Below are 20,602 nucleotides of genomic sequence, written 5' to 3'. Positions count from 1 at the left end.
CTCCATCTCTTTCTATTCATAACAAACTGGAATCAATACTGCTTATTTTTGTTTATTTTCTTTTCTACCAAACTTCTATACGATATATGTATCTCAATATTACCAAATAAAGGAGCTGTAAAAATGAAAAATAACGTGAAAGAAAAATTTAATGCTCATGCTTCTCAGTATGATGAGCAGCGCCGCAAACTTATTCCTTGTTTTTTTGATTTTTATTCCATTCCCGTTTCTCTTCTTCACTTTTCAAATAAGCCGCTTCGCGTACTTGATATCGGAGCAGGTACGGGATTGTTTTCTTCTTTTGTCAAAGAAAGATACCCAGATGCTCATTTCACGTTGATTGACGTGTCAGATCAAATGCTTGAAAAAGCCAAGGAGCGCTTTAAAAACGAACAGAATATGGAATTTATTGTATCAGATATAACAAGCTACGAATTTGAACACTCATTCGACATTGTGATTTCTTCACTTGCTATTCATCATTTAGAAGACGAACAAAAGCAAAAGCTGTATGGTCAAATTTATCATTTACTGCATACAGGAGGAATATTTATTAATGCCGATCAAGTATTAGGCCATTCTTCCATTATTGAAGAGTTATATAAAAAAGACTGGAGTGAAAGAATTGCCGCAAGCGGATTAACGCATGAGCAAATTAAGGCTGCTCATGAACGTACGAAGTTAGATAAAATGGCAACTTTACATGACCAGTTAAATTGGCTAACAGCAAGCGGGTTTAGCACGGTGGATTGCATCTATAAATTTTTTAATTTTGTTGTAATGTATGCTCAAAAATAACGGTTTAAAAACTACTTGTCTCTTTGCAAGTAGTTTTTTTACTCTGTTCCTCCCTATATTCGAATAAGAATATTTATCTATTTCCATAAAACTACGCATACTTCTTTTCCAGTTTCGTATATCTAATAATAGCTTCGTTCTCCTGAACTTTTGAATTTTTTGTACATAAAACCCATATAAAGTATTTTTATACTATTTTATGTCTTTTTATGGTATAAAAAATACAACTATGTTACAATATGATTACAAAACAATCTATATAACGCTTTCATTTCTTTACACGAAAATGAAGAACTGGAAAGGATGTGCTGCTTATGTAAATGTGAATCCGCTAGATTAGTAAACTTATATTCTTAAAGTTGTACAAATCATCAAGAAAAACTTAGTTATTCTTATTATTATAAATTCCCGCTAGTAAAGTCTTTCTACTTAATGATTTCCTTATTAAGCGCATACATACAGGTATAGAAAATGCAGCTATTCGTCTTTTATTTTATTAGTGAAGAATTTATAGCACTGCTCAAAGCACCATACGTTTTTCATTAATGCAGCCTAAGGAGGCGCAGCACATGGCAAATAGAATATCAAGAACAACAATCGTACTCATAGCGGCTATTCTAGCTCTAGCCTGCTTGTTTGTAGGCGTTCCAAAAACAGAAGCTGCTTCAACACCATCTCATTTAATTATCATTAACAAAGCAACAAATAAACTCGCTTATTACCAAAATGGTTCACTTGTCCGAACGTTTTCAGTCGCAACAGGACGCACGCAGTCTCTTACACCAGAAGGGCATTTCAAAGTAGTGAATAAAATTGTCAATCGCCCTTATTACTCAGGGAACATTCCTGGTGGAGACCCTAGAAATCCTCTTGGCAACCGCTGGCTGGGTCTAAATGCGAGAGGTACATACGGCACGACGTATGCTATTCATGGAAATAATAATCCTGCTTCCATTGGCAAATATGTAAGCAGCGGATGCGTTCGTATGTACGATGAAGAAGTGGCATGGTTATTTAGTAAAGTGACCGTCGGTACACCGGTTGTGATTACAACTTCTTCTAAATCATTTAATGACATTGCAGCAGCAAACGGGTACAACGTTTCTGGAAACTCAGGTTCTACTCCAGCTCCTTCTACAGGAACTGTTTTAAAGAAAGGCAGTAAAGGAAATGCAGTTAAAGAACTTCAGCAGAAGCTAACTTCACTTGGCTATAACACAAAAGGTACGGACGGTGTGTTCGGTGCCAATACAGATTCAGCTGTGCGTAAGTTCCAAAAAGACCACGGCTTAACGGCTGACGGTATTGTTGGTCCATCAACGTATAAAGCTTTAGGAAACCCTGGAACCAACCCGACACCAACAAATCCGACAAATCCAAAGCCAACAAATCCACCAGCGGATACAACAATTAACACAAAACAAACGCTTAAAAAAGGCAGCAAAGGCAGCAATGTTCAAGCTCTTCAAAAGAAATTAACGGCGCTTGGCTATGATACAAAAGGCACGGACGGTATTTTCGGCACCAATACTGAAGCTGCTGTACGTAAGTTTCAAAAAGACAATAAGCTAGCAGTGGACGGCGTTGCCGGACCTAATACGTTAACTGCTATTTCCAAACGCTAATAGAGCCTGAAATCAGGCTCTGTTTTTTTTATTTATAAACCTCTTTTTACAGGGACTCCTTAATGAACCATTACGCCGTCTTTCTTTTCTACCACATACTTAATCAATTGATAAACCGTTCTCATAAGAATTTGCTGCTGATAGATATCGTTTTTGGCAGGAATCACACTTTCTATGACCCTGCTATATTTATACGGCTGATCGTCTTCTTTTTCTTTATAAAGAGCGCGCCAGTCATTACGGGTATTTTCAAGCAGCTGTTCGTTGAAATAGGAATAAACGACGGTTGCGAACTCACCTGCCAACTCTTGAATAACCTGCTGTCGGTCGGTGACCGAATGATAAGTACTTGACCATCCAGACGGCTGACTTAAAAAATGCTCATACACAGATGAAATAACGGCGGACGCAATAGCTGGTACCGGTCCTTCATTCTCTCCTAAGGAAATGTTTAAACACGTTTCTCTGTCCATATAAGGAATGTTCAGCGACTCCATTGCTTCATAAAAAGCCTGAGAGACAGTCAAGTTTAAATAAATAGGATGCAGCTCTTGCTGCTTTTTTCTCGTTTCTGATACTAAAGCTGCCTTTAAGTCTTTATACAGAAAGTGACTCTCTTCGGATTCCTCGTGTACACATTCTAAAACAGACGTATTCCCTACTGTTAAATAGTAGTGAAGCTGCTTTCTCATAAGAGGTGAAACGCTTTTAAGCGCACCATCTATCAATTTAGCCATGGCATGTTTTTTAGCATAATCCGTACGGCAGCTTGGAGAGGTAAGCAAATCTCCGTGTGTAACACAAACGTTTACCTTAGCACCGTGCCCATGTACGATGAGCTGCTGAAGAAATTGAATATCTAATTCTTTAAGCCCATGATGTACGTATAAAATGGAAGCTGCTTGTTTAAAAGAATCGTGGATGGTGCCCGTATATTCAACAGGTGGATGCTCGCAAATCGCTACCCCTTTTTTAAAAGAAAAAGGGCCGGAAACTTCAATTCTACGAAACAATGGATAAATAAGGCGTCCGTTATTTTCTTCTTCTTCATTTGTTAGCGGATCAAAGAAAGACAGCTCTTTTGCTGTGAGACGGCAGGATATTGGCCAGTCGTCTTCTCCTATTTCCCACGTTCCTTCCTTGTATTCTCTCAACCGAGATTCAATTGCCAGAAGCATTTGCTCAGTGATCTTCCTACATTCAAGCCGCTTATGCCATACCTCTGCAAAATCTCTTCCTTCTTGATCAACAGCGTCTTTTACTATTTCACTTTCTCGTTTAATTGCATCTACAAATTGTTTGAATGAACTATTTTCGTCGCTCATTCTTAAAGGAACATCATCATTAAAATAACGGGCTTTGTATGGGAGATCTCCCAAAAGAGCGCGCAGATTAAAAGAGGAATCTCCGTGTAATAACTCAAAGACCAAGTCATAATCCGTGCCTCCTTCAGCATACACTTCAGCGCTTCTTAGTAGGATTTTCTCCAATTGCCTTTGCACTTCACTTCGCGTAAAAAAAGAGACGGCAGCTTCATAGTGTTGAGAATCCTTCACCTTATACGTAGCAGAATAAGCGCCTTTACTGCCTATTCCTAGAAAGCCGCACTCCTTTTTTATACCAAGAAGCTGGCGGATTAAAGATGTTTTGCCGCTTCCTTGTTCTCCTATTACATGAACGTACTCATACTCGCTGTCAATTTGTTCGCTTGTCTTTTTTTCAATATCGTTATAAAAAGCATTCACTACTCGTTCATCATACCTTGCTTTTGCTCTTCCTTTTGCAGTACTTGTCCAAAAATCCTGCACTCTCAGCAGTTCATTCATCTCTTCAACCAACATGTCAATTTCATCGTGTTGCTCTGTATACATAAACCGTTTAACAAACGGGTGCGATCTTCCTCTTTCATCTTTTTTAAACGGATGCTGAAACATAATTGACCAGCCTTTTCGCGTAGGAGACTGACAGGCTTTTGCACGAAAAACTTTCATTCATTTCCCCTTCTTTCCCTAACATTGTCCTATTTGAAATGTATGGCTTTTAAAGGGGGGATATGTCTATCATTTTCCTCTTTTTAGAAGGATTTTTCCTGCATTTATCGAAGTAATTAATTGAGGTGATGGGAGAATGTTGACAAAAATTGTGAAATGCAGCATACCGACTGATAAAAAAGCATCTTTTTCATATACGCAACAGCATTGGGCTGCTCTTGCACACGTGAATGGTTTCATTGGCCAATTAGGGGGTTGGAACGTGGAAGATGAAACAGATGCTTGTATTCTAGCTCTGTGGGAAGATGGAACAACTTATCAAGAATTCATGAAGCATACTCATGATTCTATTTTTTATAAAAGCAAGCAGGATCAAACATATACGAATTTGGACGTTTCAACATCAGATCCGTCCTACTTCATCGGAGCACGCTACAATTATTATAGAAGCAGCGCCATTGAAAGCCGTTATTTAGTAAAGACGGAAATTGAAGTCGATTTTTACGACAAAGAAGATATTCATGAGATGGTAAAAAGCTTGATAAATCCTTCTTATCGCTGTTTATCTCACGTTGTATCACCAATCGAGCATAGCAAGCTTGTCATTTTTTCATTATACGGATCTGCTTGTCCGCAAAAAACAATTGATACTTTCGTTCATCCAAATGTACTGAACGCGTCTCAATACATATATCAATTAGAGAAAAATTGGAACGTTCTTTCCAATTAAAAAATAGAAGCCTAGGCCCGACGCCAAAGCTTCTATTTTTTTATGATATGAACCTCTTGTTTTTGTACGGTAATGACTTCCTCCGTCATTCCTACAAACAAACCGCTTTCTACTACGCCTGGAATCATTGTAAGCTGTTTTTCCAGCACAGCAGGATTTTCAATTTCTGAAAAATGGCAGTCTAGAATATAATTTCCGTTATCAGTGATAAACGGCGTATGATCATCTAAAAGCCTAAGCTGCGGTACACAACCTGCACTGCGAATATGCTTCGCCGTCATTTCCCAGCCAAAACGTATAACTTCAACAGGAAGAGGAAAAGCTCCTAGCGTCTTCACTATTTTCTTAGAATCCGCAATCACGATAAACCGCTTCGCTGCGTACGCAATCATTTTTTCTCGAAGCAGCGCGCCGCCTCCTCCTTTAATTAAAGAAAGTTCGCTATCCACTTCATCCGCTCCGTCAATTGCTATATCAATATATTCAACATCTGCTAAGGTAACAATAGGAATACCTAGTTTCCTTGCCAGTTCTTCTGTTTTTTGAGAAGTAGGAACCGCTTTGATGTTTAATCCATTTTTTACTCGTTCACCTAGTTTGACAATTGTATAATAAGCTGTTGAACCTGTTCCTAGCCCTACAATCATTCCATCTTCAACAAATTGTGCTGCTTTTTCACCAACTGCTTGTTTTTCAATCATACGAAGGCCTCCTTACTCATATTGTACCCGTTTACATAAAAAAGCAAAAGCATTATGAATCCTTACGAAAAAACTCAGCTGACTATTCAGCTGAGTTTTTTTGAAACTGTGTATTTAGAAGAATTTTTTCTACCCAATACTGCTGTTTTGTACTGTTTGTCTGTTCGCTACTTTTTAGTTCAAACGTATAGTAAATATACCTGCTTGAATAATCATCATTCACATAAGCATGATAAATGCTATGCTTTCCATCTCTTGTTTGTTTTTTCACATAAATCGTTGCATTTTTACCTTTTAACATGTAATCAGGCTGAAACGCATCCATTTTTTTTTGAGCTGCTTTGCTTTTTTTCTTAGAAAATAAAGCCGTTATTTTCCCAGCATTGTATGAATCATTTTCCTTCGTTGATGCTGTCCATACTTCACTTTCATCTTCACTGCTTTTATAAGAAGATTTATGAATAACATACTGAAGCGGAAACCACATGCTATATTGATTGGTATCCGAAGTAAATAATTCAAATCCATTGTCTGTTTGTTCATGATCGACCAAAAACGTACTCGTAAACTTATCTGCCTGGGCTTCACTTTTAAATTTCCCGCTTTGAAACAGCCAAATTCCTACGGCAATGACCAATGCTCCAGCTACTGATGCGGCTTTTTTTCGATCCATTGTTTCCACACACCTTTTAATACCCCTTTAACTTTCGATAATACCATATTCATGTTTACATCGTCATAAGGAGAAATAACCAAAGGATTATCAAAGCGCACATGCTAATTTAACTAGAAAAATAAACTTTTTTACAATAGTAAATTGGATAACAAGCGCTGAGCTAACAGCCGGTTTGCTTTGCCGGGCTCTATCGTATACGTTAGTAATTCCTGCTTTTATCAAACATTCACCCTTTGGAGAAAGAAGAGAAGTTGTACTTTTTTGGTTCTCTAAGGCATAATTCACGCTTGCAAAATAAATACCATTCTCCGTACTTCTTGCAATCATTGCATAATCATAAAACTTCGGATCTGGTACTTCACCAGTAAACTGTGGATGAAACACAATGCTTGCTCCTCTTATAGCAGCCCACCGGACAGTTTCAGGATAGCGCCATCCCTCATGGCAAATAACAATACCGAATTTCACGCCGTTTATTTCAAACAACTTGCGGCCATTTCCCGGCTTATAACCAAATTGATCTTCTGCTGGATCAATTTGATTTTTAGTTTGATACCCTAATTCTTTTCCATTTTCATCAATTACAAAAGCAGTTAAATGCATACCAAGTTCGTCGCGCCACTCCAGTGGTAAAATTACGTTGAGCTTTAACTGCTTGGCAAGCAACTTAACTTTATAAAGCGTATTTTGTTGAATTTCGTGATTGTATGTCTCAACTTCAAAACCCACTCCTCTAAGTCCCGGCACAATTGATTCTGGAAAACATATAAGGTTACATCCTTCTTCTGCTGCTTGTTTCATACAATTGTCTACCGTTTCTACACCCTCTGCGGCTGACTTTGGAAATCTCACTTGCGCTAACCCAATTTTCATTCATTGCTCCTCCACTTCCAATATCATAAAAACCTCATGCTACTAGCGTAACATGAGGTTTTTATCTTTACGTAAATAATTTAATTAGCTGGCGGGTTAATCTTTAGTCGACTGTTCCTTTGCTTCTGCAATGGCTTTTTTTAAATGTCCGTCATGTTTAGCAAGCAACCGGTGCACTTCATCACCTTCTATAGAAGTAAGAAGCGCAAGGATAGCGGCTTTTGGCGTTTTGTATGTTTGTAAACTTTCGGCTGCCTCTTCTGATGAGACGCCTGTTAGTTCTGCAATAATATTTTTAGCACGCTGTACGAGTTTATCATTAGTCGGCTGTACGTCTACCATTAGATTACTGTAGACTTTACCAATTTGAATCATAGAAGCCGTCGTCAGCATATTAAGAACAAGCTTTTGAGCAGTGCCGGCTTTCATTCTTGTAGAACCTGTTACAACTTCCGGGCCTGATTCTGCTACTATCGCATAGTTTGCTTCTTGTTCCATAGCTGATTGAGGAGAATTTACAACGCAGCCTGTTACTGCACCCAGGCTGTTTGCATACTCAAGCGCTGAGAGTGTATAAGGCGTTCTTCCACTTGCAGCTATCCCTACAAGAATATCTTTATTTGATAAATTAATCGCTTTCAAATCTTCTATCGCTTGTTTCTTATTATCTTCTGCTCCTTCTAACGCGTGCCGGAGCGCCTTGTCTCCCCCGGCTATGATCCCAACTACTTGTTCGGCAGGTGTACCGAATGTTGGTACACATTCAGATGCATCTAACACGCCTAGCCGCCCGCTTGTACCTGCTCCGATATAAATCAGACGTCCGCCTTGTTTAAAAGCACTGACAATTTCATCTACTAACAAAGCAATAACAGGCAGCACCTTATTGATTGCCTGAGGCACTTGGTGATCTTCTTCATTAATTTTTTTTACAATTTCCAGGCTTGATAATTCATCAATGTTTAACGTTTGCGGATTGCGTTTTTCTGTTAAGATATGATTTAAGTTCACTGTGATCCCCTGCCTTTTCCACGATCATTTTTTCTCTATTGATACTCTTTCATGAACAGCTGATAAGCTCCTTTAGCAGATGATACTCGCTGTGTTGCCCACTGGATATGCTTTATTTCTTTTTCACATGTTTTTTTATAAACATCAAACACTTCTGGAACTTCCATTAAAATGCTGCCTTTGCATGCCAGCAAGCAGCTCCCTTCAAACCGCTGTTTCTTATACAAATGAAGAGTCATGTTTGCAAGGTTCTTTCCAGCCCATTGAAGAATGTCACTTGCTTCTTGTTTACAATTTCTCGCTTGATTTACAACAAGCGGAGTGAGTGAAGCAACTTCTGATTTAGGAGATGAATAGACAAACTTTTTTATATCGTGTATGGTGTCTGCTTTTACATGTTGCAAGATTGTCTGACTAAGGCTGCTGTACGGACGGTTTTGATCATGCTCTTTCGTCAGCAATATCAGTGCTTGAAGACCAATCCAATATCCGCTTCCTTCATCTCCAAGAAGGTGTCCCCACCCTCCACCGTATTCATACACTCCATCTTTTTTACCAATGCTGACAGCTCCAGTTCCTGCAATGGTTAAAATCCCTTCTTTTCCATGCAGTAGTGCTTCATGTGCAATCATGGCGTCATCATATAAACCTACTTCTACTTGATAACGATTATAAAAATATCGTTTTATTTCTTCTTTGGATAATGCTTTACTTCCAGCAAGTCCTAGTGAAATGCCTTTACATGTATGACCAGCAAGCTCAGTTTTGCACGCCATAATACATTCATCAATATGAGTAATAGCCGTGTTGTAATTAATGAGTAAATTGCCGTAACCGCTTTTTGAAGCAGCGAGCTGTTGGCCGTCTAAGCTGTACGCAACGGCTTCTGTTTTTGTTCCCCCGCCGTCAATACTAATAATATAGTCCATTTCATCACCGCTCACAAAAAGCAAATTTATCCCATGGCTGCAGTTCATTTAATAAGAAAATTTCCTCTTCCGCAATGCGGCCTACTACGTTTGTTTTACCTGAGTTCTCCATGTCTAACAGCGCAATTTGCAGCTCTCCTTTGTACTGACCGTAGAGTTCATTTTCTATTAAAATATCGCCTCTTCGAATGGAAGGAGTATGCGTAGGCTTGAATTCTTCTTTTTTATATTTTACTCGGCTTTGCGTAGAGCGAATTAAATAATCCGATACGTCTCCGCGGTAAAAATGAAACTCTTCTAGCACAATTTTTTTCTCAAGCTCGGTAATCGTATCATACAGATTCACATTAAAGGTAAAGCGCTCTTGCTGAACAACATCACGCAGCGCCTTCATTTCTTCTTCCGATGCATAAGCATTCGCAATGATTGCACAATCAATTAATCCCGTTTTAAAAAGATGCTTAGCCTGCACGTCGATCGGAAGCGTACGATGCATTTCAAGCGTACAAAGCCCTTCAGTAACAGGCCACGGTCCAAAAGTAGCATTTGGTGAATTAATAAACGCTGCTGTTTCAAGGTTATGTTCTTTAAACAACGCTGAACACTTCATAAAGTGATCATACGACAATCCCGCATATCGATGAGGATAGAAGTTGTGCGACCCCAATAGCTGTTTTCGATTCGGCTGGTAACTTAAAATATTATCAACATACTTTGTTGCATTACTCATATTAATTTCAATTTTTAAGCCGTATGGATTAAAGGTCATAATGGACTCTTCATTTCCCGTATAGCCTAGATCAAGACGAATAGCATAAGCCCCTAATTCTTGAAAAAAAGATAGATCATCATAAGAAATGCCAAGCGCTCCAAATACGCGAGGAGCGATATCCACTACTACTTCCATCTCTAGCTCATTGGCAAACTCAATGATTTCTTTAAAATTTGCCATTACTTTTTTCTGATCGCCTTCAACAGAAAGCAAGCACGTAAAAATGCGGGTAAATCCGTATTGATGCGCAAGTGCTATATACGCTTTATCTTTTTCCACAGTCGAATGTTCCGGATAAATCGCAATACCTAGCTTTTTCATTGATTTTCGCCTTCTTTTTTAAATTTTTTAATAAGCTTAATCATATGTTCAATTAATTTTTGCTCTGAAATAGCCGTCATTAAATGATCTTGTGCGTGAATTAAAAGCAGCGACTTTTCAATTGTTTTTCCGTTCAATTCACGTTGAATAAGCGCAGTTTGCGTTTTATGAGCATGGCTGAGCTCTTCTTGAGACTGCTTTAAAAGTTCGTCAGCTTTATTAAAATCATAATCTTCAGCTGCTTCTAACGCTTCATATGCCAGTGACCTAGCATTTCCTCCGTATGCAATAAGTTCAAAAATTTCATTTTCCATATTTGCTGCTTCTGTCATTTCTTCCATCCCCTTTTTTATAGTGGTGCAGGCGTAATGTTTCCTAATATTACAGGAGACAAAGCACCGGTTGCACTTGGTACATTGCTTGGATAACCTGCAAGTGTTTCATTTGCGAGCACCGCAAAAGCTACGGCTTCTTTTGCTTCTGAAGACATCCCTATTTCTTCTTGTGTATACACGCTGCAGCGCTTCCCTAGCTTGGCTTTAATCATATTCATCAGCGTATTGTTATAACTTCCGCCTCCTCCAATAATCACTTCGTCAATAGAATAGGCAGGAAAAATAAATGTTTCATAGTGATGTACAATGGATGATGCCGTGAACATGGTAATCGTAGCTAGCAAATCTTCTTTTTTATGGTTGCTATATTTCTCTAGCAGTCTCCTTGTGTACTGTGTACCGAACAGCTCTCTTCCCGTCGATTTAGGAGGAGAAAGGTTCATGTAATCATGGTTCATACAGTCTTCTAAAAGCTCTGAAATAATAGTTCCTCCAGCTGCTAAACACCCATTTTCATCAAATGAAACATGAAAAAGCTGCTGACACGCTTCATCTATCATCATATTTCCCGGCCCCGTATCAAAAGCTACTACGGGTATAGGAGAGTGTTTTGGCGGAATCAACGTTACATTCCCAATACCTCCAATGTTTTGAAGCAGCCTTGTACGATCAGCGTGGCTGTACAAAATTCGTTCGGTGTGAGGAACTAACGGAGCACCTTGCCCGCCCGCTGCCATGTCCATCACTCTGAAGTTTGCCACTACCTTCGTTTTAGTTTCATAGGCAATAACAGCGGGCTCTCCAATTTGGAGTGTAGACATCGCTGTATTTCCTGAAGCATACGGCTGATGGTAAATGGTTTGACCATGCGATCCGATGACATCTACTTGTTCAAGAGAAAACCCGGCTTCTTGGCACACTCTTTTCACTGCATCTGCAAACGCGTAGCCAAGTTTAAAATTCAAGCTGCAGATCAGCTGTACATTTGAATGTTCGAGAGAAAGCGCCTGTTCAATTTCTTTTTTTAACGACGGTGAAAACGGCATGGTAATGAACTGAAGAAGCTTAACTTTACTTCCATAGCCGCTTCCTTCAATCTCCACAAGAGCTGCATCAATTCCGTCCAGTGACGTTCCTGACATAAGTCCAACGGCATACATACTACGCATTCACTTCCTTAAAAAAAGCGGGTAAATACTTGCGATGAGCTTGAAGCAGTTCGTCTAAGACCGCCTTAGCCAGTTCGTCACTTGGAACAAGCGGATTAATGGTCAGGGCAACCAGCGCTTTTTCGTAAGATCCTGTAACCGCGGCTTCTGCTCCTACTCGTTCAAACGATTTAATTTGCTGCACGAGTCCATTCACTTCTACCGGAAGTTCACCGACAGCGAGTGGTACTGGTCCTTGCTTTGTTACAACACAGTTTACTTCAACCGCAGATTCGTTTGGCAGTGAAGAAATGGCGCCATTATTTCTTACATTTAATGTTTGAATATCACCTTTATCGTTATAAATGGATGAAATTAAATTACATGCGGCATCGCTGTAGTAAGCGCCTCCTCGTTTTTCCAGCTGCGGAGGCTTACTTTCTATATTTGGGTTTTTGTAGAGTTCAAAAAGTTCGGCTTCTAATGCTTTGACCACTTCAGCGCGCATAGTACCTGACTGAAAGGCCAAAAGCTCTTCTGCTACTATTTCTTTTGTTTTATAGTAATAGCGGTGATAAGGACATAAAATCACGCCAAGAGCTTCCAAAAAATCCGGTTGCCACGGAATAGGAGCTATGTTTCTCATTGTTACTTGAGACTTTGGATCACTTAAAAGTTGAATGACTTCTTGCGTTACTTCCTTTCCTTTTGCATACACATGCAGCCCGTATACCAAGTGATTTAACCCTGCAAATTCAATGTGCACATCTTCTTTTTCGATTTGAAGCAAGCTGGCGATTGAGTTCGTCATATGTACAGGCAGGTTACAGACTCCTACTACTTTAGAATGCTTTCCATATCGAAGCAGCGCCTCCGTTACCATACCGGCAGGGTTTGTAAAATTAATAAGCCAGGCGTTTGGACAAATTTCGTGTATTTCCTCGGCAATTTTCAACAAAACCGGGATTGTTCGCAAGCCCTTAAATAATCCTCCCGCCCCGTTTGTCTCTTGACCAATCATTCCGTACTTAAGAGGGATGCGTTCATCTTGAATACGCGCATCAAGCTGGCCTACTCTAAGCTGTGTCGTTACAAAATCAGCATTTATTAACGCTTTTTTTCGATCAAGCGTTAAATGAATTTCCATATCAACACCTGCTTTTTTGACCATTCTTCTAGCAAGTGCTCCTACAATTTCAAGCTTCTCTTTTCCTTCTTCAACATCTACAAGCCACAGTTCTCGAATTGGAAGCTCATTGTACCTTTTAATAAACCCTTCGACCAATTCAGGCGTATAGCTTGATCCTCCCCCTATTGTCACTACTTTCATTCCTTGCCCCTCCTTGTTAAAAAACGGCTAAATATGTAACGGCTGTGCACCCTGCCCCGAGCAAAACAAAGCGTATACAAACAGCGGTTTTAGATAAAGCTGCTGTTGAAAGCCGAATAGAAATAAATGTTGTAAGCAAAGCTGCTGACAGACTTGTAATGGCAAATAAACTATGCTGCGCTGACAAACCAGCATACTGCAGCAAAGGTGTAAAAATAACGTTACAAAGAACCATGGTCAACAGAAATAAAAACACGGTTTTATATCGAAATCGAACAAACATTGATCTTCACTCCTATTAAAGAGATAGAAGCCAAACAAGTTGGCTTCTCTTTCTTTACATTTGAACTGAGCTATCGGATGGTGTAACCGTTGCTTCATCGCTTCTTTCCATTTCAACCATCTTTCGGTCGTACATTTTAAAGAACGGAAGATAAATCACAACAGAAATAGCAATATTGACAACGACCAGTACAACCGCCCGCCAGTCTCCTCCGGTCGATAGATATGCCCCAATCGGCGCCGGGAGCGTCCAAGGAACCATTACGTATGTTGGAGTAATAAGGCCTGTCGCAGTTGCTGCGTATGAAATGATCGTTGTAATAATCGGGATGATAATAAAAGGAATAATTAAAATAGGATTTAAGACAATTGGCAAACCGAAAATAATTGGTTCGTTAATATTAAAAACCGCTGGAATAAAAGATGTCCTAGAGAGCGCTTTCGAATATTTAGATTTTGAGAAAAACAGCATTGCTAAAGCAAGGCCTAGCGTTGCTCCAGATCCTCCGATCCAAACAAACCATTGAAAGAACGTTTCGGGTGCAATATACGGGAGCGTTGAAGCTCCGTCTGCTACCGCTTCAGCATTTTTCGCTAAATATACTTCCCATACAGGCCGTGCCACTGTCCCAACAACAGAGACGCCGTGAATTCCAAATGACCAGAAAAACGTAATTAAGAAAACCGGTATTAATACTCCTGCTAAACTATCTCCTGCCTCTACAAGCGGAGCAACTAGTTTATCAACTAAATGATGAAGATCGATACCTAAAACAATTGTAATAATGGTCATAAGTACAACAACAATCGCAACTGGAATTAGCGCTTCAAAAGACCTCGATACCGAAGGTGGCACTTGCTCCGGCATTTTAATGGTGACATTTTTTGCTTTACAAAACCTGAGAATCTCGACTGATAAAATCGATACAATCATCGTCACAAATAAACCATGTCCTCCAAGGTTGGTCATTGGAAGCATAAATCCTTCTTCTTCAATCAGCTTTGGAGTCACCGTAAGAAGTAGTGCAGCAACTGCAATTTGTGCTCCTGACAGCGGATCGAGATTATAGCTTTTGGACAAGTTATACCCTATCCCAAAGGCTATATATAAAGACATAATAAACATCGTTACGCGATACGGTATTAAAATGTTGGCGCTGTTATCAGCTGCCCATTTCGCAATTGTGCTATCTTGCGGCACAGGAGGAAATGCTAAAATTAAGAAAAAACTTCCGATAATGATAAACGGCAAAGCGGAAATAACACCATCACGAATGGCTTGAAGATGCCGCTGTTCTGATAACCTGGCCATGGGTCCCGATAAATTGTTCTCTAAAAACGACACAAATTTGCTCATATACCCTTTCCCCCTCTATATTCTCCCCTTGTGTAATAAACCCCTTATTTATTTAAAAAGCAGGAAGAAACCTGCTTTCCTTAGCTAACGAGCTGTTGAACCGTTTTATAAAGCGTCGGACCTCCAAGCGGCGTATAAGCCTGCGGCGGAATGGGCCCGCATGGAACAGAAGCTTTATCCGCTTCCGCTTTCACTGCGTTAAACCGGTGACGAATCTGCGGTGCAACCATTACAACGTCCCAGCCCTTTTGAATTTCCTCTGCCACTTCATTTGTCCCAATTGCCAGCACTTCCATATCCGTTCCGTGCTTTTGTGCTTCTGTTTTTAATGCTTTCACCACAATCGCACTTGACATTCCTCCAGAACATACAAACAATACCTTCATTTTCTCGTTTCCCCCTACCTCTTAATTTTTTGAATTACATTATGTGTATCGATTATGCGCTCAAACACTTGATTGCCTTTTTGAATACATAACCGTATAAACATCGCATCTACAATGGCTAGCTGAGCAATACGAGCGCTCATCGTTCCAATTCGAATATGCTGCTCTTCTACTGAAATAGTCAGCAGAATATCAGCTAATCTAGAAGCTGGAGATGATCCGTGCTGCGTTAGCAAAATAACCGCTGCCCCTTTATCTTTGGCTATTTGCATCAGCTCCACCACTTCTTTTGTTTGACCGGAAGTCGATACTACAAACAGCACATCATCTTTTGTCATATTCGTAGCCATCACCATTTGAACGTGACTATCTAATGAAAACAGCGCTGAAATATCAATTCGAAGCAGTTTATACTGCGCATCTAGCGCAACTACAGATGATCCCCCTGCTCCGTATAAAAACACTCGTGTCGCTCTATGAATAGCTTCCGCAGCTGCATCAATTGCAGAAGAGCTCACTAAACGACTCGTGTTCATAAGTGCGCTCATACTTTTGCTCATGACTTTTTCAAGCACAGCTTCGGTCTCGTCTTCAAAATTAACCGGAAGATTCGGCAGCTGCTCGTTATTCACCTTATGGGCATCTTTTGCTAATTCAATCTTTAATTCTTTAAAACTATTAATCCCTACACGCTGACAAAAGCGGATAATCGTAGCTTCGCTGCACTGACACTGCTTAGCTAGCTGTTTGGTCGTTAAGTTCAACGTGGTCGTAGGATTTTCTAACACGTAATCAGCTACTCTTCCTTCAGCAGGACTGTAATGATTCATTTGTGCATCGATTAAAGTAAGTACGGAAAATTGGCGCATGAATTCCTCCATCGTTAAGTAACGTATTTCTAAAATATTCTTTAAATTACCATTATTATATTTTTTCTGAAGTTTAATTTCAATATTTTTCTGATATTTTTAAAACTTTATTTTATTTTTCAGAATATTTTATTAAAACCTATTGTGAATATAACGACCGCATGCTATATTATGAAAGAAATTTTATCTCAACCAAAAAAGAAGGAGGAACGAACATGCATATAAAAAAATGGATTGGAGGCATCTTGTTTTTGCTGCTGTTTTGTTCGAGCACATTACCTGCTAAAGCAGACGTACCTACTACGTATCAAAAACGGGAGCTTCGAGCGGCTTGGATTGCAAGCGTATACAATATTGACTGGCCTTCTCAGCCTGGTCTTCCGGTTGAGCAGCAAAAAAAAGAGTTTACCTATTTGCTAGATGAAGTACAAAAGATGGGAATGAATGCTGTGGTCGTTCAAATTAAACCTACCGCTGATTCCTTTTATCCGTCGAAATATGGCCCGTGGTCAGAATATTTAACGGGTACACAAGGTAAAGATCCCGGCTACGATCCTCTAGCTTTTATGGTGGAGGAAGCACATAAGCGCAACTTAGAATTCCACGCATGGTTTAACCCTTACCGCATTACCATGAATCATACTGATTTAAACAAACTTGCCGATAATCATCCTGCCAAACAACATCCTGATTGGGTCGTCTCCTATGGAAAACAACTCTACTACAACCCAGGTATTCCCGAAGTAAAAAACTTTATTATTGAAGAAGTGCTCGAAGTCGTAAGAAACTATGATATTGATGCTGTTCATATGGATGACTATTTTTATCCTTACAAAATTGCAGGTCAAACGTTCCCTGATCAAAAAACGTATCAAACCTACGGTGCTCAAACGTTTTCGAATATTGAAGACTGGCGCCGAGACAATGTTAATCAGCTTGTTCGAGATTTAAATACGGCTATTAAAAGAACAAAATCATACGTGAAGTTTGGCATCAGTCCGTTCGGCGTGTGGAGAAACATCGCTAATGATCCAACTGGCTCTGAGACGACTGCTGGACAAACAAACTACGATGATTTGTATGCTGATACGCGTACGTGGATTCAAAATGGATATATTGATTACATCACTCCGCAAATTTATTGGAATATTGGATTTGAACCCGCTGCTTACGATACGCTGCTCAACTGGTGGAGAGATGAAGTTCGCGGAAAGCCAGTTCACCTTTATATTGGACAAGCTGCTTATAAAATTAATAACAACGCGGTGGAAGCATGGTCTGATCCCGATGAGTATCCAAGGCAAATTGCTCTTAATCATCAATTTCCAGAAGTACATGGGAGCATGCATTTTAGCCTGAAAGATTTGAACCGAAACCCACTAGGAATAAAAGATAAGCTGCAAAACGATATTTATAAACATCCTGCTCTTATTCCGGCAATGCCTTGGCTTGATGGTACGGCTCCAAAAGCACCAAAATTAAAAAACGCGGGCCCTCATACAAAAGAAGCGGCGTTTGAAATTCGAGATCATCAGCAGAATGATTCCGCCTATTATGCCATTTATCGCTTCCAAGGCAATAAACGAGGTGACATCAACAACGCAGAAAACTTACTGACAACCGTTCGAAAAACAGGAGAAACACAATTATTTGTAGATCAAAGCGCACTCAAAAATCAAACATACACATATGTTGTAACCTCTGTTGACCGTTTGCATAACGAAAGTGCTGTTTCCCGTACGCTTACTGTAAAAGCACCTCATTAAAAAAGGTTCTATAACAAAATGTATGGTAGGATAAAGAAATCAAATGATGCTTTATCAAGCCATTCTGTTATAGAAAGTAGTGAAAAAAGATGGAACCAAACTATGATCGCGCCTTTGGCGTATATGGAATTTGTATGCGAGATGACAAGCTGCTTGTTATTCGAAAAAATAGAGGGCCGTATATTCATCGCTTTGATTTGCCAGGTGGACAGCTAGAACACGGTGAAACATTAACAGATGCGATGAAAAGAGAATTTAGTGAAGAAACTGGCTTTGAAATTACTATTATTTCTCAAGCCGGTACAACGGATTTTCAGTATCCCTGTAAGTGGAAAGAATTTACCCATGTACATCACATTGCTGTTTTTTATTACGTAGACATTGCCGGCGGTGAGCTTCTTTCCAACCCCGTCCAGTTTGAAGGACAAGATTCTTTGGAAGCATTGTGGATTGCACCCCAAGATCTTAACATCGATAATGCTTCTCCTCTTGTTCTAAAAGCAGTGGAATCTTTAAGCTTATTATCATGGCCTTATGAATCTCAGATTTATGATGAGTGGGAACTTAAAACCTCCGAATGATGATAGTGACTAAACAGTACTTCTAAATATCGCAGGCTTAGCTTCTGTTTAGGCCAAAATCAGAAAATATGTTTAATTTCTTTCTAACGGTGGAATAGACAAGTAACACTACTTAATCACTAATAGAAAGGAAGATTAAAATGAGTAAAGGTTTAGGAGATAAAGTTAAAGGAAATGTATCAAAAGCTAAAGGTGAAGTAAAAGATCAAGTCGGAAATGCAACGAATAACCGCGATCTTCAGCGTGAAGGAAAAGCTGAGAAAGCAAAAGGAAATGCTCAAAAAGCAGTAGGCGAAACAAAAGATACATTTAGCAATAAATAAAAAAGGACGAGCTTAATGCTCGTTCTTTTTTTATTTAATAAGCTGATTTAAGCTTTTAATGATTACGTTTGGCTGCAACTCTTTATGCTCAGCTACATTTCCTTTTCGGTTAACCCAAGCCGTTGCGAACCCGTAGTTTTTAGCACCGGCAATATCCCATGTATTCGATGACAGAAACAATACTTCTTCTCTTTTTGCATTCATTTTATTTTTTGCATAATGATAGCTTGCCATTGTAGGCTTGTACTGTTTGATTTCGTCTATGGAAATAACGTCTTCAAATAAATGATTCATATTGTGATAAGAAACAAGCGGATCAATCATATGCTTAGGACCATTCGTAAAAATAGCCAGACGATATCCTTTTTCTTTTAAATAGGCGAGCACCTCTTTGACCTCATCGTAGACATTCAGCTTCATGTAAGCACTCATCAGCATTTTTTCTTCATGTTCCGTTAAATCAATATCATTTGCTTCTGCTGCATATTTCAGGGATTGATTTGTTAATGTATAAAAGTCAACGTATCGTCCCATCAGCTGATATTGCATTGCATATTCAATTTGCTTCAAACGCCATAAATGGCTAATACTTTCTCCTCGTTCCGGATACAGCTTATCACACGTTTCAATAACGGTATGTACATCAAACAGTGTTCCATATGCATCAAATAAAATCGTTTTAAATTTCATCTGTGTTCGCCTCCTTCTTTCATTTTACCCACTCGTAAAAAAACATAACGTTTTTTCTGTTAAAAAAGAGGCATATTACCAGCTGAAGTATGCTCATTTCTTATGAAGATAAAAAAACAGCAGGCTCTCCTACTGTTTATAATCCCACACGACTTTCCATTCTCCTTTTTCACGAACAGCATACACTTTCTGCACCAAATCAAAGTTTCCATATTTCCCTTTATACGTTTGGATAACGGTCATTTCGTAAACAACAGGAAACGCTTTACGATCATTTTCCATCTTCCAGCTCTTTCTTTTTTCAACATCTTCAATGGAATACGTAAAAGTGTCTACTCCGAAATGATTGAGAAATACGTGTGCTCGATCTTGTATGTATGCACCTTTTGTCCACTTCTTTTTCATGGACGAATGAAAAAGGTTCCATGATTCCGAAAAGTTCCCTTCCTGTTCTAGCGTATAAAATTCTTTTACAGCAGATTTGGCTTGATGACTCGGAGAAAAGAATGTAAATTGAAACATCCAAATTCCCAGCGCAATCAAAGCAAGAAACACAGCTACTCCTAAACTTCGCTTCAAAAGCAGTGTTTTTTTTCGATACAAGTAAAAGGCCCCTTTATCAAAAATGCAGTATACAACAGCTTATTCGATATCAGGGCTTTTTAGTATTGCCGAACTAAACTTATCGGACATATCCTCAAAAAAGAGATTGAGACATAACTACACACATGAAATCTACGTTCACCTTAACCATAAAAGATCCGAACAATTCACCGTTCAGATCTTCCTTCAACTAAACTACGTTTGTCCCAGCCTCTTTCTGCGCTATACAATGTGAAAAGCCATTTGCATGGCTGCTAAAAAGCCCACGAACACAAGGCCCGTCACGAGACCCTCTTTCCAATCTGGCCGGTCTCCTCGAACAAATTTAGCAATATCATACGATAGCATGGCTGCTAAAAAAATCGTTAAAACAATATACAGCGGCTCCATCTTCTATCACCCACTATTTCTTTTCTTCAGTGTAACAACTTTTTCATAAGTATGCATGTAAAAAAAGCAGCTTAAAATTCTTGACGAATGTGTGAAATTTCTCTTTTTTATGCAT

23 protein-coding genes are annotated in these 20,602 nt (G+C 39.3%); 6 read left to right on the top strand and 17 right to left on the bottom strand.

Translation table 11 applies throughout. The features are described 5' to 3' along the window. Positions 1-123: 123 nt before the first annotated feature. Positions 124-798: a class I SAM-dependent methyltransferase gene (locus MKX72_RS05160; protein WP_034269860.1), complete on the top strand. Its 675-nt coding sequence runs from the start codon at positions 124-126 to the stop codon at positions 796-798. Positions 799-1,367: 569 nt separating this feature from the next. Further along, complete coding sequence (locus tag MKX72_RS05155) at positions 1,368-2,423, top strand: L,D-transpeptidase family protein (RefSeq protein ID WP_034269857.1); 1,056 nt, start codon at positions 1,368-1,370, stop codon at positions 2,421-2,423. Between the two features lie 59 nt (positions 2,424-2,482). Here the strand turns inward: MKX72_RS05155 and MKX72_RS05150 are convergent, their stop codons facing one another. Beyond that, on the bottom strand, positions 2,483-4,414 hold the full coding sequence (locus MKX72_RS05150; RefSeq protein ID WP_155008413.1) for a hypothetical protein: 1,932 nt from the start codon (positions 4,412-4,414) through the stop codon (positions 2,483-2,485). Positions 4,415-4,550: 136 nt separating this feature from the next. Here MKX72_RS05150 and MKX72_RS05145 point away from each other — a divergent pair, with 136 nt between their 5' ends. After that, positions 4,551-5,144, top strand: coding sequence for a YdbC family protein (locus MKX72_RS05145; protein ID WP_013055735.1), 594 nt, complete (start codon positions 4,551-4,553; stop codon positions 5,142-5,144). Positions 5,145-5,176: 32 nt separating this feature from the next. On the opposite strand, the gene rpiA is transcribed toward MKX72_RS05145, so the two are convergent. The 13 genes from rpiA to MKX72_RS05080 all read right to left on the bottom strand — a co-directional run bounded on the left by rpiA (position 5,177) and on the right by MKX72_RS05080 (position 16,134). Continuing rightward, complete coding sequence (gene rpiA / locus MKX72_RS05140) at positions 5,177-5,845, bottom strand: ribose-5-phosphate isomerase RpiA (RefSeq protein WP_098113750.1); 669 nt, start codon at positions 5,843-5,845, stop codon at positions 5,177-5,179. Positions 5,846-5,927: 82 nt separating this feature from the next. Next, positions 5,928-6,518: a hypothetical protein gene (locus tag MKX72_RS05135; protein ID WP_098113749.1), complete on the bottom strand. Its 591-nt coding sequence runs from the start codon at positions 6,516-6,518 to the stop codon at positions 5,928-5,930. Positions 6,519-6,608: 90 nt separating this feature from the next. Then, on the bottom strand, positions 6,609-7,394 hold the full coding sequence (locus MKX72_RS05130; protein ID WP_235918773.1) for a carbon-nitrogen hydrolase family protein: 786 nt from the start codon (positions 7,392-7,394) through the stop codon (positions 6,609-6,611). Between the two features lie 96 nt (positions 7,395-7,490). After that, positions 7,491-8,405 carry an N-acetylmuramic acid 6-phosphate etherase gene (gene murQ / locus MKX72_RS05125; protein ID WP_155008414.1) on the bottom strand — a complete coding sequence of 305 codons (915 nt, stop codon included), beginning with the start codon at positions 8,403-8,405 and terminating at the stop codon, positions 7,491-7,493. Positions 8,406-8,440: 35 nt separating this feature from the next. Next, positions 8,441-9,334 (bottom strand): BadF/BadG/BcrA/BcrD ATPase family protein, encoded by an 894-nt coding sequence (locus MKX72_RS05120; protein WP_155008452.1) that lies wholly within the window; start codon positions 9,332-9,334, stop codon positions 8,441-8,443. A 4-nt stretch (positions 9,335-9,338) separates the two neighbouring features. After that, positions 9,339-10,427 carry a DUF871 domain-containing protein gene (locus MKX72_RS05115; RefSeq protein ID WP_155008415.1) on the bottom strand — a complete coding sequence of 363 codons (1,089 nt, stop codon included), beginning with the start codon at positions 10,425-10,427 and terminating at the stop codon, positions 9,339-9,341. Next, positions 10,424-10,759: a PTS lactose/cellobiose transporter subunit IIA gene (locus tag MKX72_RS05110; RefSeq protein ID WP_013055725.1), complete on the bottom strand. Its 336-nt coding sequence runs from the start codon at positions 10,757-10,759 to the stop codon at positions 10,424-10,426. Before MKX72_RS05110 ends, MKX72_RS05115 begins: the two co-directional genes overlap by 4 nt. A gap of 17 nt (positions 10,760-10,776) precedes the next feature. Next, a complete protein-coding gene (anmK, locus tag MKX72_RS05105) occupies positions 10,777-11,922 on the bottom strand; it encodes an anhydro-N-acetylmuramic acid kinase AnmK (RefSeq protein ID WP_155008416.1) in 1,146 nt (381 codons plus the stop codon). Between the two features lies 1 nt (position 11,923). After that, a complete protein-coding gene (locus MKX72_RS05100) occupies positions 11,924-13,240 on the bottom strand; it encodes a 6-phospho-beta-glucosidase (RefSeq protein WP_155008417.1) in 1,317 nt (438 codons plus the stop codon). 16 nt (positions 13,241-13,256) lie between these two features. Beyond that, positions 13,257-13,523 carry a hypothetical protein gene (locus MKX72_RS05095; protein ID WP_033578208.1) on the bottom strand — a complete coding sequence of 89 codons (267 nt, stop codon included), beginning with the start codon at positions 13,521-13,523 and terminating at the stop codon, positions 13,257-13,259. A 54-nt stretch (positions 13,524-13,577) separates the two neighbouring features. Continuing rightward, positions 13,578-14,879 carry a PTS sugar transporter subunit IIC gene (locus tag MKX72_RS05090; protein ID WP_033578207.1) on the bottom strand — a complete coding sequence of 434 codons (1,302 nt, stop codon included), beginning with the start codon at positions 14,877-14,879 and terminating at the stop codon, positions 13,578-13,580. Positions 14,880-14,959: 80 nt separating this feature from the next. After that, complete coding sequence (locus tag MKX72_RS05085) at positions 14,960-15,265, bottom strand: PTS sugar transporter subunit IIB (RefSeq protein WP_028412249.1); 306 nt, start codon at positions 15,263-15,265, stop codon at positions 14,960-14,962. A gap of 14 nt (positions 15,266-15,279) precedes the next feature. After that, a complete protein-coding gene (locus MKX72_RS05080; RefSeq protein WP_154991670.1) occupies positions 15,280-16,134 on the bottom strand; it encodes a MurR/RpiR family transcriptional regulator in 855 nt (284 codons plus the stop codon). Between the two features lie 215 nt (positions 16,135-16,349). Between MKX72_RS05080 and MKX72_RS05075 the strand changes: the two genes are divergently transcribed. The 3 genes from MKX72_RS05075 (at position 16,350) to MKX72_RS05065 (ending at position 18,804) form a co-directional block, all read left to right on the top strand. Then, on the top strand, positions 16,350-17,900 hold the full coding sequence (locus tag MKX72_RS05075; protein ID WP_098113744.1) for a glycoside hydrolase family 10 protein: 1,551 nt from the start codon (positions 16,350-16,352) through the stop codon (positions 17,898-17,900). Between the two features lie 89 nt (positions 17,901-17,989). Then, on the top strand, positions 17,990-18,481 hold the full coding sequence (locus MKX72_RS05070; protein ID WP_028412246.1) for an NUDIX hydrolase: 492 nt from the start codon (positions 17,990-17,992) through the stop codon (positions 18,479-18,481). Positions 18,482-18,621: 140 nt separating this feature from the next. Next, entirely contained in the window at positions 18,622-18,804 is a 183-nt protein-coding gene (locus MKX72_RS05065) for a CsbD family protein (RefSeq protein WP_014461302.1), read from the top strand. Positions 18,805-18,834: 30 nt separating this feature from the next. Here the strand turns inward: MKX72_RS05065 and MKX72_RS05060 are convergent, their stop codons facing one another. The 3 genes from MKX72_RS05060 to MKX72_RS05050 all read right to left on the bottom strand — a co-directional run bounded on the left by MKX72_RS05060 (position 18,835) and on the right by MKX72_RS05050 (position 20,487). Beyond that, a complete protein-coding gene (locus tag MKX72_RS05060) occupies positions 18,835-19,494 on the bottom strand; it encodes a haloacid dehalogenase type II (RefSeq protein ID WP_028412245.1) in 660 nt (219 codons plus the stop codon). 129 nt (positions 19,495-19,623) lie between these two features. Further along, a complete protein-coding gene (locus MKX72_RS05055) occupies positions 19,624-20,097 on the bottom strand; it encodes a hypothetical protein (RefSeq protein WP_028412244.1) in 474 nt (157 codons plus the stop codon). Between the two features lie 222 nt (positions 20,098-20,319). After that, positions 20,320-20,487, bottom strand: a complete 168-nt coding sequence (locus MKX72_RS05050) for a hypothetical protein (RefSeq protein ID WP_014461305.1) — start codon at positions 20,485-20,487, stop codon at positions 20,320-20,322. Between the last annotated feature and the right edge of the window lie 115 nt (positions 20,488-20,602).

Origin of the sequence: Priestia sp. FSL R5-0597 (assembly GCF_038006305.1) — a bacterium.
Lineage (GTDB): Bacteria > Bacillota > Bacilli > Bacillales > Bacillaceae_H > Priestia > Priestia zanthoxyli.
Note: the sequence above shows the minus strand (reverse complement) of the source record. Positions and strands in the feature narration are given on the sequence as shown.

What these genes read in the sequence shown, in the direction of transcription:
- MKX72_RS05160 (WP_034269860.1), top strand. Translation starts at nt 124, where the DNA reads ATGAAAAATAACGTGAAAGAAAAATTTAATGCTCATGCTTCTCAGTAT.
- MKX72_RS05155 (WP_034269857.1), top strand. Translation starts at nt 1,368, where the DNA reads ATGGCAAATAGAATATCAAGAACAACAATCGTACTCATAGCGGCTATT.
- MKX72_RS05150 (WP_155008413.1), bottom strand. Translation starts at nt 4,414, where the DNA reads ATGAAAGTTTTTCGTGCAAAAGCCTGTCAGTCTCCTACGCGAAAAGGC.
- MKX72_RS05145 (WP_013055735.1), top strand. Translation starts at nt 4,551, where the DNA reads ATGTTGACAAAAATTGTGAAATGCAGCATACCGACTGATAAAAAAGCA.
- rpiA (WP_098113750.1), bottom strand. Translation starts at nt 5,845, where the DNA reads ATGATTGAAAAACAAGCAGTTGGTGAAAAAGCAGCACAATTTGTTGAA.
- MKX72_RS05135 (WP_098113749.1), bottom strand. Translation starts at nt 6,518, where the DNA reads ATGGATCGAAAAAAAGCCGCATCAGTAGCTGGAGCATTGGTCATTGCC.
- MKX72_RS05130 (WP_235918773.1), bottom strand. Translation starts at nt 7,394, where the DNA reads ATGAAAATTGGGTTAGCGCAAGTGAGATTTCCAAAGTCAGCCGCAGAG.
- MKX72_RS05120 (WP_155008452.1), bottom strand. Translation starts at nt 9,334, where the DNA reads ATGGACTATATTATTAGTATTGACGGCGGGGGAACAAAAACAGAAGCC.
- MKX72_RS05115 (WP_155008415.1), bottom strand. Translation starts at nt 10,427, where the DNA reads ATGAAAAAGCTAGGTATTGCGATTTATCCGGAACATTCGACTGTGGAA.
- MKX72_RS05110 (WP_013055725.1), bottom strand. Translation starts at nt 10,759, where the DNA reads ATGACAGAAGCAGCAAATATGGAAAATGAAATTTTTGAACTTATTGCA.
- anmK (WP_155008416.1), bottom strand. Translation starts at nt 11,922, where the DNA reads ATGTATGCCGTTGGACTTATGTCAGGAACGTCACTGGACGGAATTGAT.
- MKX72_RS05100 (WP_155008417.1), bottom strand. Translation starts at nt 13,240, where the DNA reads ATGAAAGTAGTGACAATAGGGGGAGGATCAAGCTATACGCCTGAATTG.
- MKX72_RS05095 (WP_033578208.1), bottom strand. Translation starts at nt 13,523, where the DNA reads ATGTTTGTTCGATTTCGATATAAAACCGTGTTTTTATTTCTGTTGACC.
- MKX72_RS05090 (WP_033578207.1), bottom strand. Translation starts at nt 14,879, where the DNA reads ATGAGCAAATTTGTGTCGTTTTTAGAGAACAATTTATCGGGACCCATG.
- MKX72_RS05085 (WP_028412249.1), bottom strand. Translation starts at nt 15,265, where the DNA reads ATGAAGGTATTGTTTGTATGTTCTGGAGGAATGTCAAGTGCGATTGTG.
- MKX72_RS05080 (WP_154991670.1), bottom strand. Translation starts at nt 16,134, where the DNA reads ATGCGCCAATTTTCCGTACTTACTTTAATCGATGCACAAATGAATCAT.
- MKX72_RS05075 (WP_098113744.1), top strand. Translation starts at nt 16,350, where the DNA reads ATGCATATAAAAAAATGGATTGGAGGCATCTTGTTTTTGCTGCTGTTT.
- MKX72_RS05070 (WP_028412246.1), top strand. Translation starts at nt 17,990, where the DNA reads ATGGAACCAAACTATGATCGCGCCTTTGGCGTATATGGAATTTGTATG.
- MKX72_RS05065 (WP_014461302.1), top strand. Translation starts at nt 18,622, where the DNA reads ATGAGTAAAGGTTTAGGAGATAAAGTTAAAGGAAATGTATCAAAAGCT.
- MKX72_RS05060 (WP_028412245.1), bottom strand. Translation starts at nt 19,494, where the DNA reads ATGAAATTTAAAACGATTTTATTTGATGCATATGGAACACTGTTTGAT.
- MKX72_RS05050 (WP_014461305.1), bottom strand. Translation starts at nt 20,487, where the DNA reads ATGGAGCCGCTGTATATTGTTTTAACGATTTTTTTAGCAGCCATGCTA.